Below are 17,580 nucleotides of genomic sequence, written 5' to 3'. Positions count from 1 at the left end.
ACCCGAGGGGCCGGCCGGCTCGCGACCCCTGAATTGCCGGACAGTGTCGGCGGTGTCAGGTGGCGCCGCCCTGACCGGTCTCACTCTCGGGCAACGGCCGGGTCGACAGACCGGGATAGATGCGGGCCGCAGCGATCTGTGCGGTGATCCCCGAATTTTCCAGCGCCTCGGCGAGACGCCGACGCAGTTCCCGGCCCACCGCGAACTGCCCGTCCGCGGTGGTCTTCACCACGGTGCGGATGACCGCGCCGTCGACCGTCACCTGCTCGACACCCAGCACCTCGGGCGCCTCCACGATCTCCGGTGACAGCTCCGGGTCCATGGCGATCGAGGCGGCAGCGGTCCGTAGCACCGCCGTGGCCTCCTCGGTGCTGTTGAAACCGATGGGCAGGTCCACCACCACGAGGGCCCAACCCTGGCTCTTGTTGCCCACCCGGATGATCTCGCCGTTGCGGATGTACCAGAGCACACCGCGGCCGTCGCGCACGGTGGTGACCCGCAGGCCGACCGACTCGACCACGCCCATCGCCTCGCCCAGGTCGACGTTGTCACCCACGCCGTACTGGTCCTCGATCAGCATGAAGAGGCCGGCGATCAGGTCCTTCACCAGGCTCTGCGCGCCGAAGCCCAGCGCGACGCCGGCGATCCCCGCGCTGGCAAGCAGCGGAGCCAGGTCGAAACTGAACTCCCGCAGGATCATCAGCAGTGCGATGCCGAAGACGAACGCGGTGGTCAGGCTGCGCAGCACCGACCCGATCGCCTCGGCCCGCTGCCTCCGTCGCTCGGGCACGAACTCGGCCGGGTCGACCGCGGCGGTGGGTACCCGCTCGCGCAGCGGCCGCAGCATCGTCGGCACCGCACCGTCGGTGGTCGTCCGGACCAATCGGTTGATCGTCCGGTGCAGCGCCCAGCGGGCCACCATCGCCAGTGCCAGGATCAGCAGCACCCGAAGCGGTTTGAGCAGGATCCAGTAGCTTCCCTCGGCGAACCATGCCGACCCGGTGATCCGGTAGATCCACTCGCAGGAGGTGCTGCCCTGGCAGCTCACCGAGACGGCGTCGGACAGGGCTAGGGGCGTCACACTGGCGGCACTCACCCTGTCTTCGTACCGCAAGGGGCCCGAGCGCCCGCCGCCGACCCACCGGCCGGCGTGAGGGTCGGGCGGTGACAGACCATGGCGTGGCATGCTCGCTGGTGAGTTGGATCGATCACCATCCCTGCCGACACCGACTTCGTCTGGGTCGAGGGCACCGGCATCATCCGAGACGAACTCGACCCGTGGTTGGACGCCTCGGTGTACATACAGGGCGATCTCGATGACCAGGAGCGCTTGCTGCTCGCTCGCGACGGTGACTCCTCCGAACAGCAGGAGCACGTGACGAACTGGCTGCGGGAGGAACTGCCCTTCCTCTAGCACGTTCACCCACGGCACATGGCGGTGCGAGTGCCCGCCGTGGAAACCACGGTCTAGCGGCCTGTCCGCCCCGGCATGGCAGGGTTCGCCCGGTCCAGAGCGGCGATCCGCCCGGATGCGGATGATCCTCATACCCCATGAGGGATTAGTACGTGCAATCCGGGGTCCGATCAGGGACTATTGGCGCAACGGACGTCGGTGATCGGCCCGGCGTCGACCGTGTGGGCCCTTGTGCCCGGCCCCGGTCGGCGGCGGTCCCCAGCAGCCGCTGAACCGGGAGGGTGAGCGCGATGCCTGACATACGACCCACGGTGGGCTCCGGCGCGCTGGTCCTCAACGCCACCTACGAGCCGCTGTGTGTCGTGTCGGTGCGTCGCGCCGCGATCCTCGTCCTCTCCGCCAAGGCGGTCTGCGTCGCCGACGGTGACGGCATCCTGCACAGCGCCCGCGACGCACTCCCGGTGCCATCAGTGGTCCGGCTGACGCGCTTCGTCCGGGTGCCGTACCGAACGCATGTCGGGCTGTCCCGCCGGGCGATCTTCGCCCGGGACGGGTGGCGGTGCGCCTACTGCCGGGGCCCGGCCGAGACCATCGACCACGTCTTTCCGCGCAGCCGGGGTGGCCGGCACGCCTGGGAGAACGTGGTCGCGGCGTGTGCCAGGTGCAACCACACCAAGGGCGACAAGACCCCGGCCGAGATGGGGTGGCGCTTACACGCCTTGCCGGCCGCGCCGAAGGGCACCGCCTGGCGGGTGCTGGGCCACCGCGCCCCCGACCCCCGCTGGGCCGACTGGCTGGACCTGCGGGAGCCCGAGGCAGCCGCCTGACCCCGCAGGGTGTGGTCAGGCTCCGGATTCCGGGCGGATTGCCCGGCGCGCTGCGCGTTCGTGGCGGTCGACAGCTCGGCGGTGCGCGATCGCGAGTAGCCGGTCGATCTCGGGCAGCAGTTGCGGACCGGGCATGACGACGCTGGCGAAGCCGTACTGTGCGTAGCCCGGGTGCGGTACGAGGGTGTCCAGCCGGGCGAAGTCGAACTCGTGCCGGTGCTCCTCGAACGCCTTGGGCGGGAAGCCGAACAGCCGCTCGAACTCGGCCCGGCCCAGGTCCAGGTTGAGGCGGAAGACGCCGGGGCGGTCAAGCTGTGCGGCCTCGTCGAAGCCGGGCACGTCGTGCTCGACGATGGTGGCGAACGGCTGGCGGCGGTCCGGGCCGACGAAGAAGAACCGGTCGCCCCAGGCCGCCTCGGGTGATCCGTTCTCCTCGCTCGCCACGACCTGCTCGACGCCGGGCAGTGCGGCGATCCGATCGGCGAGCACGACCGTGTCGACACCGGTCGGGACGTGCAGGACCGCGTCGGCGTGTTCGATGGTGGCCTGGTCCAGCGGGAAGTAGCGGTAGTCGTGCGTTCGCTGCTCGGCCGCTGCGATGTCGGATGTCGGCAGGTACCGGGGAAGGCTGGTCTCCTGCTGGAGTCGGCCCTCGTAGGTCGAGGCGGCGGGGGGCCCGATGCCGAGCGCCGGGCTCGCGCCCAGGCTGCCGGCGATCACCGCGTACCGGTCGCCCAGCAGCGACGCGACGATGGCGCCGGCGCCGGCCCATGACACCTTCGTGTCGGCCAGCGTCATCGTGCTCACGTGACGCTGGAGGTGCGTGTTGTGCGCGAAGACCAGTGTGGGCCCGCGGTGTGCCTCGGCCGAGCGGATCGCGAGCAGGTTCTCGGCCATCAGCGCGTCCCGGACCGCGGCCAGGCGGGCGAAGCGTTCCTCCTGGGCCAGTGGTGCGGCGGCCGCGGCGTGGTAGCGCAGCAACGCGACAGCGGCCGTGGCGTGCACGAACGCCGCCGGCCAGCCCGCTGACTTCCACGGCGCCCGCAGGTACAGCTCGGTCAGCAGGTCGTCGGCGAGCACCCGCAGTCGCTGGGCGTCGGTCGAGCGCCCGACCGATCGGCCGGGTTCCCAGATCGCGGCCGTGTCACTCCACCGCACCTCGTCCCCGATCAGGTCGTCGATCTCGGCGGCCCGGTCCAGGTCGAGGAACTGGCAGACCCGGGTGAGGTGGCGGCGCGGGCTCGGGGCGCTCTCCAACTCCACCGGGGCGTCGAAGCCGTGGAACGTCAGGCGCTCGGCGGCCGGCCGTCCGGCGTTCCACTCCCGCATTCGCAGCAGAAGGTCGCGGTTGGCCGGGGCCGCTCCGAATCCGTGGCTGAACCCTTCAGCGAGCGCCCGGTCGAGCGTCACAGCGGCGACGCCCTGCACGAAGTCGTCGGCGATCAGCCCGGCCGTCCGGTCGCTCTCCACGGCGATCGAGCGGTAACCGTGCTCCGCCAGCGACAGAAAGGCCTCGTTGCGAAGCTGGAGGAAGGCGGACTCACCGTGCGTCGGCTCGCCGAGCGCGAGCAGCTCCGAGGATACCGCCAGCAGGTTGAGAAAAGGTGGCATTCCATGAACCGTATCGTTGAACCAGCGGTTGAAACTCACGAGCGGTGGAGCGCGGTGACAGGCACAAAAGCTTCAAACCCAGTGGTACGCCGACCGGTCGACCTCGCGCGCGCCCACGGTCTCTCCGCACAGGCCGTGCGCAACTACGAACGAGACGGCATCCTGCCGCCGGCCCAGCGCACGCCGAACGGCTACCGTCGCTTCACCGAGCTGCACGCCAAGGCGCTGCGTGCCTACCTCGCGTTGATCCCGGGGCACGGCTATGCGGCCAGCGGCGAGATCATGCGGGCCGTCAACCGGGGTGAGATCGACACGGCGTTGCGTACCATCGACCAGGGCCATGCCCTGCTCCAGCGCGATCGGGAAACCCTGAACGCGGTCGAGGCGGCGGTGGCGACGCTCACCGGAACGGGACCGCAACCGCAGAGCCAGAAAGCCGTGCCGATCGGTGTGCTGGCTCACCGGCTCGGTCTACAGCCGGCCACGCTGCGCAAATGGGAGCGGGCCGGGGTGCTGCGACCGGTACGTGATCCGGTGACCCACTACCGGCTCTACCTTCCCGACGACGTCCGGGACGCCGAACTGGCCCACCTGTTGCGCCGCGGCGGGTACCGGCTCGACCACATCACCGGCGTGCTGCGCCGAGTGCGCGACGCTGGCGGTGCCGAACCGCTCGCCGCCTCGCTGCGCCAGTGGCGGCAACGGCTCACCGAGCGAGGCCGGGCCATGCTCACCGGGGCTGCGCGGCTGGCCGAATACGTCGACGCCGGTCAGCCGCCTGAACGTGCCTTGACCAGCGAGGCGAAGACCACCACGTTGTCCGCGTAGCCGGTCTCGCCGCCGACCCACTGCCCGCCGCAGGTGATCAGTCGGAGGCTCGGGCGGCTGAAGTCTCCGTACACCTCGTCCACCGGCAGTCGGCCCTTGTCGAACTTCTCCACCGAGTTGACCTCGAAGACCGCCACGCGCTGGTCGGTGCGGGTGACCTCGATCTCGTCACCGGAGCGCAGCTCGCGGAGTTTGTGGAAGACCGCCGGCCCGCTGGTGGTGTCGACGTGCCCGACGATCACGGCTGGGCCGTACTGGCCGGGGGTGGGCCCCTGGTCGTACCAGCCGGCCTCCTGGGCGCGGGCCGCGTCCGGCACGGCGATCGTGCCGTCCGGGGCGATGCCGACGTCGTGTACGGGCGCCCGCACGTCGATCTTCTCGATGGCGAGGCTGGTCGGCTGGCTGGCCGGCAGCACCGGGAACTTCTTCGGCGGCGGTCGCAGTCCGGCGCTGAGCCGGTCCGGCAACAGGCTCATTCCGGTCACCTGCTCGACGCCGAGCATCGCCACGATCAGCACCATCAGCGCGGCGATGGCCAGCACCGGCAACCCGGGACTCGTACCGAATCGGTGCCGGGCCGACGGCGGCCCGGCCGCGCGCCGCGGCGGCAGCGGGCGGGCGGCCGGATCCGTGGTGGTGACGCTGGCCGACACGGCCTGCCCGGCGACCCGGCGCAGCCGTCCGGAGACGCGGGCCACCAGCCGGCCGGACGCGCGCAGCGCCGGCCCGGCCCGGAGGCGGGCGCGGCGATCCCGCCGCGCACGCGCGGATCTGCGGATCATGGGTGATCCGGCTCAGGAGCCGGCTCCCGGTCGACGTCGGCCGCCGGCCATCCCGAGCGCGATCGCAGTGGCCACCAACGCCACGCCACCGAGCACCAGCAGCGAGCCGGTGCCGCGCCCGCCGGCCATCCCACCGCCACCGGTCGCCGGGCCCTTGCTGGGTGAGGCCATGTTCAACACGGTCAACGTGGTCGAGGACGTCTGGCCGTTCTCGCAGCGCAGGTCGACCGGGTAGTCACCGGCGGGCTTGTCCCTCGCAATGGTTGCCTGCCCGGTCAGGAAGCCCTTGTCCGGTTTGAGCATCACGTGCCCGAACGCGTCGGAGTGCACGCTGGACTGTCGGTTGTTGTTGTCGTTGTCGCAGCTCGCCTTGATGTTGACCCGGCTGCCGGCCTGGGCGCTGTTCGGTGTCACCTCGACGAAGACGTTCTCGCCGGCTCGCGCCGGCGCGACCGACAACAGGACGAACGCCCCGACCAGCCCCACCAGTGTCAGTACGGACGAGAGCGCGCGGTTGATCGTGCGGATTGCCTGCATGATTTCCCCCCAACCGGCGACGACCGCCGGAACCCTCCCCTGGGCACGCGGGCTGCTTTCCCGCTGGCGCGGGGGCAAACCTGCCCCGCACCCGCCCTGCACCGCCCACGCCCGCCCACGCGCCCCCCACCCACGCCCGCGATCTTGCACTTTCTGCACCGACGAACCAGCGCTTAGCCGACATTTCACCAACAGAAACTGCAAGATCGCCGGGGCCGGTCGCCGGGGCCGGTCGCCGGGGCCGGGGCGGGGTCAGCGCGGGTCAGCGCGGGTCAGCGCGGGTGGGGGATGGGCCCGGTGGTGGGGAGGGGGGTGACGGGGTGCCAGTTCAGCGGGGAGGACAGGACCATCGTGCTCGACGGTTGGCCGTACGGGGCGAGACGGTCGATGACCCCCTCGAACGCGCCGATCGAGCCGGCCGCCACCTTCAGCACGCTGCACGCGTCCCCGGTGATCCGGTGGATCTCCAGGATCTCCGGCCAGTCGGCCACGGCCGGGTCGTGCAGGATGCACCGCGCGCCGTAGCAGGACATCCGGATCAGCGCGACCACGGTACGGCCGGCGCGGCTCAGGTCGACGTGGGCGTGGTAGCCGGTGATGATCCCGGCCTCCTCCAGCCGGCGGACCCGCTCCGCGACGGACGGTGGCGACAGGTGTACCCGCCGGGACAGCTCGCTGAAGGAGAGCCGCGCGTCGGCCTGCAACTCGCGCAGCAGCGCCCAGTCCATGTCGTCCACGCTCAGACCTTACTTTCGTGAACCGACTTCGCCTAGTTGCCTTTGGTTCGCCAGGTGAAGGGGCCGAGAGCCGTTGATTCGGCATTCCGCAGGCCGTTCCGACCGCGAGATCATGACGTCGGCCAGTCCGGGGGAGGGAGACGAGATGGTGGATCAGACGGAGCGGCGGGCGCCGAACCGCCGTGCCACGGTGCAACCGGTGACCCCCGGGCAGCGCGTCGCGCAGGCGGAGCGCACCGGTGGCGAACCGACCCTGGAGTTCGCCGACATGGTGCCGTACGACGCGTACGTGCAGGCCAGCGCCCTGCACAAGATGCAGCACCCGCTCAGCAGCGACCCGGGCGAGATGTCCTTCCTGATGGTCAGCCAGATCATGGAGCTGTACTTCGGGCTGACCTGCCACGAGCTGCGGGAGACCCAGCGGCTGATCCGCGCCGACGAGATCTGGGAGGCGTTGGCCCCGCTGGGCCGAGCCAAGCTGCACCTGGAAGGGCTCAATGCCGCCTGGCAGGGCCTGCGCTGGATGAGCCCGGCCGACTTCAACCGGTTCCGCAATCTGCTCGGTGAGGCCTCCGGCTTCCAGTCGGCGATGTACCGGCAGTTGGAGTTCCTGCTCGGGCTGCGCGACCCGACGCTGATCCGCCCGTTCCGCCGGCAGGCCGAGGTGCATGCCGAGCTGAGCGCCGCGCTGGCCACCCCGAGCCTCTGGGACGACGTGCTCGCGCTGCTCGCCCGGCGCGGCTTCGACCTTCCCGCCGACCTGCTCGACCGGGACGTGGCCGTCGAGCATGACCCGCACCCGTTGGTCGAGGCGGCCTGGGTACGGATCTACGACGACGCCAGCCCGGACAATCACCTGCGGCTGCTCGGCGAGGCGCTGAGCGCTGTCGCCGAGGAGTTCGGCGACTGGCGCTGGAACCACGTCAAGGCGGTGCAGCGGACGATGGGCGCCAAGGTCGGCAGCGGAGGCTCCGCCGGCCTGGCGTGGTTGCAGCGCAGCATGGCCCGGGTGGTCTTCCCGGAGCTGTGGTCAGCCCGCACCGCGATGTGACCGGAGAGCGAGAAGAAGCAATGACGACCCCAGAAGCTGAGCTGCTGGGCTTCGCCGCTGGCGAAGCGCAAGCGCATCGCCGTGACGAGGCCGACCCCGGTCACCGGCACCTGTTCCACGTGCCGCCGGCCGACGGCGGCGACCACCCCGAGTCGGCGTACCTGGCCGGCAACTCGCTCGGCCTGCAACCTCGGGCCACCCGCGACGAACTCCTGGCCGACCTGGACGCGTGGGGGCGGCTCGGCGTGGAGGGGCACCTGGAGGCGGAGCGCCCCTGGCTGCCGTACCACGAGTTGTTGACCGGGCCGGCCGCGCGGCTGGTCGGCGCCCGGCCCGCGGAGACCGTGGTGATGAACTCGCTCACTGTCAACCTGCACCTGCTGATGGTGAGTTTCTACCGACCGGCCGGCGCGCGCACCCGCATCGTCATCGAGGATGCCGCGTTCCCCTCGGACAGCTACGCCGTGCGCAGCCAGGCCCGGTTCCACGGTCTGGACCCGGACGACACAGTGGTCCGGTTGCGTCCGCGCGCGGGTGAGGACGCCCTGCGCACCGAGGACGTGACCGACTACCTGGCCGCCGAGGGCGACCGGGTGGCGCTGCTGCTGCTCGGCGGGGTCAACTACCTCACCGGTGAGCTGCTGGACATCCCGGCGATCACGGCTGCCGGCCGGGCCGCCGGAGCGGTGGTCGGTTGGGACCTGGCCCACGCGGTCGGCAACGTGCCGCTGGCCCTGCACGACTGGGACGTCGACTTCGCCGCGTGGTGCTCCTACAAGTACCTCAACTCCGGCCCGGGTGCGCTGGCGGGCGTCTTCGTGCACGAGCGGCACCTCGGCGACGAGAACCTGCCCCGGTTCGAGGGGTGGTGGAGCACCGCGGCGGCCACCCGGTTCGAGATGACGCCGGTGTCCCGGCCACCGGCCACTGTGGAGGCCTGGCAGATCTCCAACCCGCCGATCTTCGCGATGGGCCCGGTGCGTACCTCGCTGGAGCTGTTCGACGCGGTGGGGATGACCGCGCTGCGCGCGCGCAGCCAGCGCCTCACCGGCTGGCTGGAGTCACTGTTCGACGAGGTGACCGTCGGCCGGCCGCTGCGGGTGGTCACCCCGCGCGACCCGGCCCGCCGAGGCTGCCAGCTCTCCGTGCGCATCGGTTCCGGCAGCGCCAACGAGCTGACCAAACGCCTACGGTACGAACACGGAGTCATCGCCGACGCCCGCGAGCCCGACGTCGTGCGGTTCGCCCCGGTGCCGCTGTACTCCACGTACCTCGACTGCTGGCGTGCCGCCGCGGCGCTCGCTGCCACCGTGGGGGCGACCTCATGACCGCGCGGCGCGACGAGATCGCGATCATCGGTGCCGGGCTGGCCGGCTGTCTGGCGGCCTGCTTCCTGGCCCGGCGTGGCTACCCCGTGGCCCTCTACGAGCGCCGCTCCGACCCGCGCGCCGGCACTACCGAACGCGGTCGTTCGATCAACCTGGCGCTCTCCGAGCGCGGCCTGGACGCGTTGCGCCGCATCGGGCTGGCCGAGCAGGTGATGACCGACGCGCTGCCGATGCGCGGCCGGATGATCCATCCGGTCGAGGGTGAGCAGCAGTTCCAGTCGTACAGCGCGGCCGGCGACCGGGCGATCAACTCGATCAGCCGGGGTGCCCTGAACAACGCCCTGCTGGACGAGGCCGCCGCGTTGCCGGGCGTTCGGGTCGTCTTCGACCACCGGCTGGTCGGGCTCGACCCGACCGACGGCGCCCTGAGCTTCGAGACCCCGCGGGGCCCGGTCGCGGCGAAGGCATCGGTCGTGCTGGGTGCCGACGGCGCCGGCTCCGCGGTGCGCGGGCAACTGCTGGCGTACGGGCTGCTGGACGAGAGCGTGGACTTCCTCGACTACGGCTACAAGGAGCTGACGATCCCGCCGCTGGGCGGGGACTTCGCCCTGGACCCGGACGCGCTGCACATCTGGCCGCGCGGCACCTCGATGATGATCGCGCTGCCGAACCCGGACCGCTCCTTCACCTGCACGCTGTTCTGGCCCAACGACGGTGCCGGCAGCTTCGCCTCGCTGACCAGCGCGGCGGAGATCGAACGGCACTTCACCGAGCACTACCCGGACGTGGTCCCGCTGGCCCCGAACCTGGTCGACGACTACCAGCACAACCCGGTGGGCGTGCTCGGCACGGTGCGCTGCACCCCGTGGCAGGTCAACGGGAAGGTCGGCCTGCTCGGCGACGCGGCGCACGCCATCGTGCCGTTCTACGGCCAGGGCGCCAACTGCGCCTTCGAGGACGTGGTGGAGCTGGACCACTGCCTGGACGAGTGCGCCGACGACTGGTTGGCGGCGCTGCCGCTGTTCCAGCGGCGCCGACAGGAGAACGCCGAGGCCATCGCGACGATGGCGCTGACCAACTTCGTGGAGATGCGGGACAAGGTCGCCTCCCCGGTCTTCCAGACCCGGCGGCGGGTGGAGCACGCACTGGAACGGGCACTGCCCGGCCGGTACGTTTCCCAGTACGAGCTGGTGTCGTTCTCCACCACCCCGTACGCGGAGGTTCGCCGCCGGGTGCGCCGACAGCACCGGGTGCTCGGAGCGGTCGTCGGCGGGGCCGCGCTGCTGGTGGTCGGCGCGATCGGTGCGGCACTGAGCCGAGGGAGGCGGGCATGACCGGCAATTGGGATCCGCGGCTGATGGCCGGCCACGCGCCGAGTGGCCCGCAGCGGTTGCGTAACTTCGTCGCCGGCGAGTTCGTCGACGGCGGGTCTACGTTCGCCAAGGCCAGCCCGGTCACCGGAGAGCAGGTCTTCGAGGTGGACGAGGCATCGCAGTCCACTGTGGACGACGCGGTGGCCGCCGCCCGGGCGGCACTGCGGGGGCCGTGGGGCCGGATGGGGGAGCGCGAGCGTGCCGAGGTGCTGCGCCGCGTCGCCGACGAGCTGGAGCGCCGCTTCGACGACCTGGTCACCGCCGAGGTCGCCGACACCGGCAAGTCCATCGCGCAGGCCCGCACCCTGGACATTCCGCGCGGCGCGGCGAACTTTCGGGCGTTCGCGGAAATCGTGGCGACCGCCCCCACCGAGTCGTTCACGACTGTCACCCCGACCGGCGGCCGGGCACTCAACTACGCGCTGCGCAAGCCGGTCGGCGTGGTCGCGGTCATCGTGCCGTGGAACCTGCCGCTGCTGCTGCTCACGTGGAAGGTGGCTCCGGCGCTGGCCTGCGGCAACGCCGTCGTGGTCAAGCCCAGCGAGGAGACTCCCGCCTCGGCGACGGTGCTCGCCGAGGTGATGGCCGCCGCTGGCGTACCGGCCGGGGTGTTCAACCTGGTGCACGGTTTCGGGCCGGACTCGGCGGGCGAGTTCCTCACCCGTCACCCGGGCGTCGACGCGATCACCTTCACCGGCGAGTCGGCCACCGGCGGCGCGATCATGCGGGCCGCCGCCGACGGGGTGAAGGCGGTGAGCTTCGAACTCGGCGGCAAGAACGCCGGCCTGGTCTTCGCCGACGCCGACCTGGACGCCGCGGTGGCCGGCTCGGTGCGGTCCAGCTTCACCAACGGCGGCCAGGTGTGCCTCTGCACCGAGCGCATCTACGTGCAGCGCCCGGTCTTCGAGGAGTTCACCGCCCGGTTGGCGAAGCGGGCCGGCGAGCTGGCGTACGGCTGGCCGACCGACGAGGCCACCGCCACCATGCCGCTGATCTCCCACCAGCACCGGGCGAAGGTGCTCGGCGCGTACGAGCTGGCCCGCTCCGAGGGCGCCGAGGTGCTCACCGGTGGCGGCACGCCCACCTTCGGCGACACCCGCGACGGCGGGTCGTACGTGCAGCCGACGGTGCTCACCGGGCTCGGCCCGGACGCCCGCACCAACCGGGAGGAGATCTTCGGCCCGGTGGTGCACGTCGCGCCGTTCGACACCGAGGAGGAGGCGTACGCCCTCGCCAACGGCACCGAGTACGGCCTGGCGGCGACCGTGTGGACCCGGGACGTGGGCGTAGCGCACCGGGCCGGCACCCGGCTCGACGCCGGCATCGTCTGGGTCAACACGTGGTTCCTGCGTGACCTGCGTACCCCGTTCGGCGGGGTGAAGGCGTCCGGGATCGGTCGCGAGGGCGGCGTGCACTCGCTGAACTTCTACTCCGAACTCACGAACGTCTGCGTGGACCTGTCGTGAGCCATAGCGAGGGAGCGGGCATGGAAGCTGACATCGAGGCCGCCAACCGGGAGCTGGCCGACGCCCGCAGCACCGGCAAGCCGTGCGCGCCGCTTCGGGGCCGGCTGCTGCCGGAGGGCGACGTCGAGGCCGCGTACCGGGTGCAGCAACTCCAGGCGCGGGCCTGGCAGGGCCGCGGCGAACGCCGGGTCGGCGCGAAGATCGGGTTGACCTCCCGGGCCGTGCAGGAGACCTTCGGGGTGTTCCAGCCGGACTTCGGCATGCTGACCGACGCCATGGCGGTCGGCGACGGGGTCGAGGTGCCCATCGACCGGCTGCTCCAGCCCCGCGTGGAGGCGGAGATCGCCTTCGTGCTCGACAAGGATCTCCCGAACCCGCAGCTCACCACTGTCGACCTGATCCGCGCGGTCGACCACGTGCTGCCGGCGATCGAGATCGTGGACTCCCGGATCGCCGCCTGGGACATCTCCATCGTGGACACCGTCGCCGACAACGCCTCCAGCGGGCTCTTCGTGCTCGGCACCACGCCGCGCCGGCTCGCCGACGTGGACCTGCGACTGTGCGGAATGGTGCTGGAGCATGCCGGCGAACCGGTCTCGGTGGGCGCGGGCGCCGCCTGCCTGGGCAACCCGCTGCACGCCCTGCAGTGGTTGGCCGGCACCCTGGCCCGCGCCGGCGACCCGCTGCGCGCCGGGGACGTGGTGCTCTCCGGAGCGCTCGGTCCGATGGTGCCGGTCACCCCGGGGGCCGCGTACGAGGCCCGGATCTCCGGGCTCGGCTCGGTGCGGACATCCTTCAGCGACAGGGGCGGCCAGTGACCACTGACGTGGCGGTGCTGGGATCGGGAAACATCGGGACCGACCTGATGATCAAGGTATTGCGGCTGAGCGACAGCCTGCGCATGGTGGCGATGGCTGGCATCGACCCGGCCTCCGACGGCCTGGCGCGCGCTCGCCGGCTCGGCGTCGCCACCACCGCCGACGGGGTGGACGGGCTCGTGGCGATGCCCGAGTTCGCCGACGTCGAGCTGGTGTTCGACGCCACCTCGGCCGGCGCGCACCGACGCCACGACGAGGTGTTGCGCGCCCTCGGCCGCACGGTGGTCGACCTGACCCCGGCCGCGCTCGGCCCGTACGTGGTGCCGCCGGTCAACCTCGACGAGCACCTGCACCAGCCCAACGTCAACATGGTGACCTGCGGCGGGCAGGCGACAGTGCCGATCGTCGCCGCGGTACGTCGGGTCACCCCGGTGGCGTACGGGGAGATCGTCGCCTCGATCGCGTCGAAGTCCGCCGGGCCGGGCACCCGGGCCAACATCGACGAGTTCACCGAGACCACGGCCCGCGCCATCGAGGTGGTGGGCGGGGCCGAGCGGGGCAAGGCGATCATCGTGCTGAACCCGGCGGACCCGCCGCTGCTGATGCGCGACACCGTCTACTGCCTCTGCCCGGACGCCGACGCCGACACCGACGCCATCGCCGCCTCGGTCGTCGAGATGGTGGCGGCCGTGCAGGAGTACGTCCCCGGCTACCGGCTCAAGCAGGACGTGCAGTTCGACCGGGTCGAGGCGTACCTGCCGACGCTCGGGCGGCGGCTCACCGCTCTTCAGGTGTCGGTCTTCCTGGAGGTCTCCGGCGCCGGGCACTACCTGCCCGCGTACGCCGGGAACCTGGACATCATGACCTCCGCCGCGCTGCGCACCGCGGAGCGGCTGGTCGCCCTGCGTTCTTCGGAGGTGGCCGCGCCATGACCGAGCTGTACATCCAGGACGTGACGCTGCGCGACGGCATGCACGCCATCGCCCACCAGTACACGGTCGACCACGTACGCACCATCGCCGCCGCATTGGACGCCGCCGGGGTGGCCGCCATCGAGGTGGCACACGGTGACGGCCTCGCCGGCTCCAGCGTCAACTACGGCCACGGCGCCGCCAGCGACGCGGAGTGGATCTCGGCGGCGGCCGAGGTGCTGACCACTGCGAAACTGACCACCCTGCTGCTGCCGGGCATCGGCACGATCGCCGACCTGAAGGCCGCGAAGGCGCTCGGGGTGACAAGCGTCCGGATCGCCACCCACTGCACGGAGGCGGACATCTCCGCCCAGCACATCTCCTGGGCCCGGGAGAACGGCATGGACGTGGCCGGGTTCCTGATGATGTCGCACATGTTCGATGCGGCCGGGCTCGCCGGGCAGGCCAAGCTGATGGAGTCGTACGGGGCGCACTGCGTCTACGTCACCGACTCCGGCGGCCGGCTGCTGATGTCCGACGTGGCGCAGCGGGTCGACGCGTACCGGCAGGTCCTCGCCCCGGAGACGCAGATCGGCATCCACGCCCACCACAACCTGTCGCTCGGGGTCGCCAACAGCGTGCTCGCCGTCGAGCACGGCAGGGTCACCGGGCCCGCGCCGGTCGGCCCCGACGCGGTGCACGGCCGGACCGTCCGCGTCGACGCCTCCCTCGCGGGCATGGGCGCGGGTGCCGGCAACGCCCCGTTGGAGGTCTTCGTCGCGGTCGCCGAGCTGCACGGCTGGAAGCACGGCTGCGACGTGTTCGCGCTGATGGACGCGGCCGACGACATCGTCCGTCCGCTCCAGGACCGGCCGGTCCAGGTGGACCGGGAGACGCTCTCCCTGGGGTACGCCGGGGTCTACTCCAGCTTCCTGCGGCACGCCGAGCGGGCGTCGGCGAAGTACGGCGTGGACGTCCGGTCGATCCTGGTCGAGCTGGGCCGCCGTCGGATGGTGGGCGGCCAGGAGGACATGATCGTGGACGTGGCACTCGACCTGGCCGACCAGGAGGAGCATTCATGATCGGCGTAGACATCGTCGGGATCGCCGAGAGGCTGGGTGCGGCGGCCGACACGGCCACCGCGATCCCTCAGCTCGCCGCCGAGACCGGCCTCGATGTGGACACCGCGTACGCCGTGCAGGCCGCGCTGCTGCAACGCCGGCTGAACGCCGGTGAGCGGCTCGTCGGGCTGAAGATGGGGCTGACCAGCAGGGCGAAGATGGCCCAGGTCGGCGTGGACGAGGTGATCTGGGGGCGGCTCACCAACGCGATGCGGGTGCCCGACGGTGGCGCTGTGGACCCGGCCGCCTACATCCACCCCCGGGTCGAGCCGGAGGTGGCGTTCCTGCTGGACCGGCTGCCCGAGCCGGGCGAGCCGATCGGCGACTTCGCCACGGCGGTCCGCGCGGTCGCCCCGGCCATCGAGTTGATCGACTCCCGGTACGCGGACTTCCGGTTCTCGTTGCCGGACGTGGTCGCGGACAACACCTCGGCCGCCGCCTTCGTGATCGGGCCGTGGTCGCCGGTGCCGGCGGGGCTGGACAACCTGGGCGTCCTGCTGGAGGTCGACGGGCGGGTGGCGCAGGTCGGCTCGACGGCGGCGATCCTCGGTGATCCGCGCCGGGCGCTCGACGAGGGCATCCGGCTGGCCGGCCGGCACGGGGTGCGGCTGGAGTCCGGCTGGGTCTTCCTGGCCGGTGCCGCCACCGCCGCTGTGCCGCTGCGTCCCGGCGCCCACGTCCGTGCCGTCGTCGAGAAGCTCGGCACTGCCTCGCTGCGGGCGTCGTCGTGACCGCCCGTGTGGTGGCCGGGAAGGCCGTCCCGCGGGGAGCCTTTCCGCACGTCAAGGTCGCCGGCGGGTTCGTTTTCGTCTCCGGTACGTCGTCGCGGCGCCCGGACAACACCTTCGCCGGTGTCGAGGTGGACGGGTTCGGGACCACCAACCTCGACATCCGCGTGCAGACACGGACCGTCATCGAGAACGTGCGGGATCTGCTGCGTTCGGTCGGCACGGACCTCACCGACCTGGTCCAGGTGACGACGTACCTGGTCAACATGAACGACTTCGGTGGTTACAACGAGGTGTGGGCCGAGTTCTTCGACACCTCCGGCCCGACCCGTACGACGGTGGCGGTGCACCAGCTGCCGCACCCGCACCTGCTGATCGAAATCCAGGCCGTGGCCCTTCTCCCCTCGGGAGGTCAGTCGTGAGTGAGATCGCCGAGCCGTTCAGCTTTCCGGGCTGGATCGCCGACAACCAGCACCTGTTGAAGCCCCCGGTGGGCAACAAGGAGATGTTCCCCGGTGGGGACGACTTCATCGTGATGGTGGTGGGCGGGCCCAACCAGCGCACCGACTTCCACGTGGACCCGTACGAGGAGTTCTTCTACCAGGTCAAGGGCAACATGCACATCAACCTGGTCACCCCGGAGGGGCCGCGTACGGTGCACGTGCGCGAGGGTCAGATGTGGATGTTGCCGCGCAACACCCCGCACTCGCCGCAGCGGCCGGAGGCCGGCTCGATCGGCGTGGTCGTCGAGCGGGTCCGCGAGGAGGGCACGCTGGAGACGTTCCAGTGGTACTGCCCGGAGTGTGGCAGCAAGGTGCACGAGGTCGAGTTGCAGGTCCGCGACATCGCCGCCGATCTGCCCCCGGTGTTCCAGGCGTTCTACGAGGATGAGCAGGCGCGCACCTGCGCCAACTGCGGCACCCTGCACCCGGGCAAGGGCTGATGCCCGCAGGCGTGGTCGACGTGCACACGCACGTCGTACCGAAGGGTTGGCCGGACCTCGGCGCGGCGTGCGGCGGGTCCGGCTGGCCGTGGTTGCGGGTCGACTCCGAGCGCGCCGCCATGATCATGGTGGGGGAGACGGAGTTCCGCCCGGTCGGCGCCGAGTGCTGGGACGCGTCGCGCCGACTGGCCGACATGGACGCCGACGGCGTGGCCGTGCAGGTGGTCTCGCCCACCCCGGTCTTCTTCAGCTACGACCGCCCGGCCGACCAGGCGGTGAAGGTCGCCCGGATCTTCAACGACCTGACCCTGGAGGTCACCGCGGCCGGAGGTGACCGACTGGTGCCGTTCTGCCAGGTGCCGCTCCAGGACCCGGACGCCGCCTGTGCCGAGCTGGACCGCAGCCTCGCCGCCGGGCACGTGGGCGTGGAGATCGGCAACCACGTCGGCGACCGGGACCTGGACGACGCCGGTGTGGTCACCTTCCTCCAGCACTGTGCCGAGGTGGGCGCACCCGTCTTCGTCCACCCGTGGGACATGCCGGGCGGGCCGCGACTGGACCGCTGGATGGCCCGTTGGCTCACCGGCATGCCCGCTGAGACGCACCTGTCGGTGCTGGCGATGATCCTCGGCGGTGTCTTCGACCGGGTGCCCGAGACGCTGCGGATCTGTTTCGCGCACGGCGGCGGGAGTTTCCCGTTCTGGCTCGGCCGCGCCGACAACGCCTGGCACCGCCGTGGGGACCTGGTCCGGGGCGCGTCCGCCGGCCCGCCCAGCAGCTACCTCGACCGGTTCAGCGTCGACTCGGTGGTCTTCGCGCCGCCCGCCCTGCGGCTGTTGGTCGACACGCTGGGGGAGGACCGGGTGCTGGTCGGCAGCGACTACCCGTACCCGCTCGGCGAACGACCGGCCGGCGCGGTGGTTCACGCGGCCGACTTCCTCACCGACGAGCAGCGCGACAAGCTCCTGTCCGCCAACGCCCTGCGCTTCCTGCACGGCTGAGCACAGCGCCGGGTCCCGGCGTGGGTAGATCTTGGACACTTTTCGTTCGCCCCGCGGACGGAAACTGTCCAAGATCTGCGGCTGGGTCGGGCGCGCCGGTGTTG

18 protein-coding genes are annotated in these 17,580 nt (G+C 71.5%); 13 read left to right on the top strand and 5 right to left on the bottom strand.

The genetic code is table 11. From position 1 onward, the window contains the following. Positions 1 to 55: 55 nt before the first annotated feature. Complete coding sequence (locus ACIA47_RS32115) at positions 56 to 1,114, bottom strand: mechanosensitive ion channel family protein (RefSeq protein WP_396712158.1); 1,059 nt, start codon at positions 1,112 to 1,114, stop codon at positions 56 to 58. Positions 1,115 to 1,704: 590 nt separating this feature from the next. On the opposite strand from ACIA47_RS32115, the gene ACIA47_RS32110 reads away from it, so the two are divergent. Continuing rightward, on the top strand, positions 1,705 to 2,241 hold the full coding sequence (locus tag ACIA47_RS32110; protein ID WP_030333470.1) for an HNH endonuclease: 537 nt from the start codon (positions 1,705 to 1,707) through the stop codon (positions 2,239 to 2,241). A gap of 15 nt (positions 2,242 to 2,256) precedes the next feature. On the opposite strand, the gene ACIA47_RS32105 is transcribed toward ACIA47_RS32110, so the two are convergent. Then, the gene (locus ACIA47_RS32105; protein WP_396712156.1) at positions 2,257 to 3,852 is read right to left on the bottom strand and encodes a DUF6194 family protein; all 1,596 of its coding nucleotides are present in this window, start codon (positions 3,850 to 3,852) and stop codon (positions 2,257 to 2,259) included. An 81-nt stretch (positions 3,853 to 3,933) separates the two neighbouring features. On the opposite strand from ACIA47_RS32105, the gene ACIA47_RS32100 reads away from it, so the two are divergent. After that, positions 3,934 to 4,680, top strand: coding sequence for a MerR family DNA-binding transcriptional regulator (locus ACIA47_RS32100; RefSeq protein WP_396712154.1), 747 nt, complete (start codon positions 3,934 to 3,936; stop codon positions 4,678 to 4,680). On the opposite strand, the gene ACIA47_RS32095 is transcribed toward ACIA47_RS32100, so the two are convergent. The 3 genes from ACIA47_RS32095 to ACIA47_RS32085 all read right to left on the bottom strand — a co-directional run bounded on the left by ACIA47_RS32095 (position 4,623) and on the right by ACIA47_RS32085 (position 6,736). Next, on the bottom strand, positions 4,623 to 5,399 hold the full coding sequence (locus ACIA47_RS32095; protein ID WP_396712172.1) for a class F sortase: 777 nt from the start codon (positions 5,397 to 5,399) through the stop codon (positions 4,623 to 4,625). The two genes, ACIA47_RS32100 and ACIA47_RS32095, sit on opposite strands and share 58 nt — an antisense overlap. Before the next feature lie 75 nt (positions 5,400 to 5,474). Continuing rightward, complete coding sequence (locus tag ACIA47_RS32090) at positions 5,475 to 5,999, bottom strand: hypothetical protein (RefSeq protein ID WP_396712153.1); 525 nt, start codon at positions 5,997 to 5,999, stop codon at positions 5,475 to 5,477. 272 nt (positions 6,000 to 6,271) lie between these two features. Then, positions 6,272 to 6,736, bottom strand: a complete 465-nt coding sequence (locus ACIA47_RS32085) for an Lrp/AsnC family transcriptional regulator (protein ID WP_396712151.1) — start codon at positions 6,734 to 6,736, stop codon at positions 6,272 to 6,274. 148 nt (positions 6,737 to 6,884) lie between these two features. Between ACIA47_RS32085 and ACIA47_RS32080 the strand changes: the two genes are divergently transcribed. From ACIA47_RS32080 to ACIA47_RS32030, 11 genes are read left to right on the top strand one after another with little or no spacing between them, the layout of a single operon-like run. Continuing rightward, positions 6,885 to 7,787, top strand: a complete 903-nt coding sequence (locus ACIA47_RS32080; RefSeq protein WP_203125848.1) for a tryptophan 2,3-dioxygenase family protein — start codon at positions 6,885 to 6,887, stop codon at positions 7,785 to 7,787. 20 nt (positions 7,788 to 7,807) lie between these two features. Beyond that, entirely contained in the window at positions 7,808 to 9,115 is a 1,308-nt protein-coding gene (kynU, locus tag ACIA47_RS32075) for a kynureninase (protein WP_203125842.1), read from the top strand. Further along, positions 9,112 to 10,449 carry an FAD-dependent oxidoreductase gene (locus ACIA47_RS32070; RefSeq protein ID WP_396712149.1) on the top strand — a complete coding sequence of 446 codons (1,338 nt, stop codon included), beginning with the start codon at positions 9,112 to 9,114 and terminating at the stop codon, positions 10,447 to 10,449. The genes kynU and ACIA47_RS32070 overlap by 4 nt, the downstream gene beginning before the upstream one ends. Positions 10,450 to 10,472: 23 nt before the next feature. Continuing rightward, complete coding sequence (locus ACIA47_RS32065; protein WP_396712169.1) at positions 10,473 to 11,954, top strand: 2-hydroxymuconic semialdehyde dehydrogenase; 1,482 nt, start codon at positions 10,473 to 10,475, stop codon at positions 11,952 to 11,954. Positions 11,955 to 11,974: 20 nt separating this feature from the next. Continuing rightward, a complete protein-coding gene (locus ACIA47_RS32060) occupies positions 11,975 to 12,772 on the top strand; it encodes a 2-keto-4-pentenoate hydratase (protein WP_112584140.1) in 798 nt (265 codons plus the stop codon). Next, a complete protein-coding gene (locus ACIA47_RS32055) occupies positions 12,769 to 13,704 on the top strand; it encodes an acetaldehyde dehydrogenase (acetylating) (RefSeq protein WP_203125844.1) in 936 nt (311 codons plus the stop codon). The genes ACIA47_RS32060 and ACIA47_RS32055 overlap by 4 nt, the downstream gene beginning before the upstream one ends. Further along, complete coding sequence (gene dmpG, locus ACIA47_RS32050; protein ID WP_396712146.1) at positions 13,701 to 14,765, top strand: 4-hydroxy-2-oxovalerate aldolase; 1,065 nt, start codon at positions 13,701 to 13,703, stop codon at positions 14,763 to 14,765. The genes ACIA47_RS32055 and dmpG overlap by 4 nt, the downstream gene beginning before the upstream one ends. Further along, positions 14,762 to 15,535 (top strand): fumarylacetoacetate hydrolase family protein, encoded by a 774-nt coding sequence (locus tag ACIA47_RS32045; RefSeq protein WP_203125845.1) that lies wholly within the window; start codon positions 14,762 to 14,764, stop codon positions 15,533 to 15,535. Before dmpG ends, ACIA47_RS32045 begins: the two co-directional genes overlap by 4 nt. Then, positions 15,532 to 15,954 (top strand): RidA family protein, encoded by a 423-nt coding sequence (locus ACIA47_RS32040; protein ID WP_396712144.1) that lies wholly within the window; start codon positions 15,532 to 15,534, stop codon positions 15,952 to 15,954. The genes ACIA47_RS32045 and ACIA47_RS32040 overlap by 4 nt, the downstream gene beginning before the upstream one ends. Beyond that, complete coding sequence (locus tag ACIA47_RS32035; protein ID WP_091405434.1) at positions 15,951 to 16,475, top strand: 3-hydroxyanthranilate 3,4-dioxygenase; 525 nt, start codon at positions 15,951 to 15,953, stop codon at positions 16,473 to 16,475. Before ACIA47_RS32040 ends, ACIA47_RS32035 begins: the two co-directional genes overlap by 4 nt. Continuing rightward, complete coding sequence (locus ACIA47_RS32030) at positions 16,475 to 17,476, top strand: amidohydrolase family protein (RefSeq protein ID WP_396712141.1); 1,002 nt, start codon at positions 16,475 to 16,477, stop codon at positions 17,474 to 17,476. The genes ACIA47_RS32035 and ACIA47_RS32030 overlap by 1 nt, the downstream gene beginning before the upstream one ends. The last annotated feature ends 104 nt before the right edge of the window (positions 17,477 to 17,580 follow it).

The sequence above is a fragment of the Micromonospora sp. NPDC051227 genome, from assembly GCF_044455385.1.
Classification (GTDB): Bacteria; Actinomycetota; Actinomycetes; order Mycobacteriales; family Micromonosporaceae; genus Micromonospora.
Note: the sequence above shows the minus strand (reverse complement) of the source record. Positions and strands in the feature narration are given on the sequence as shown.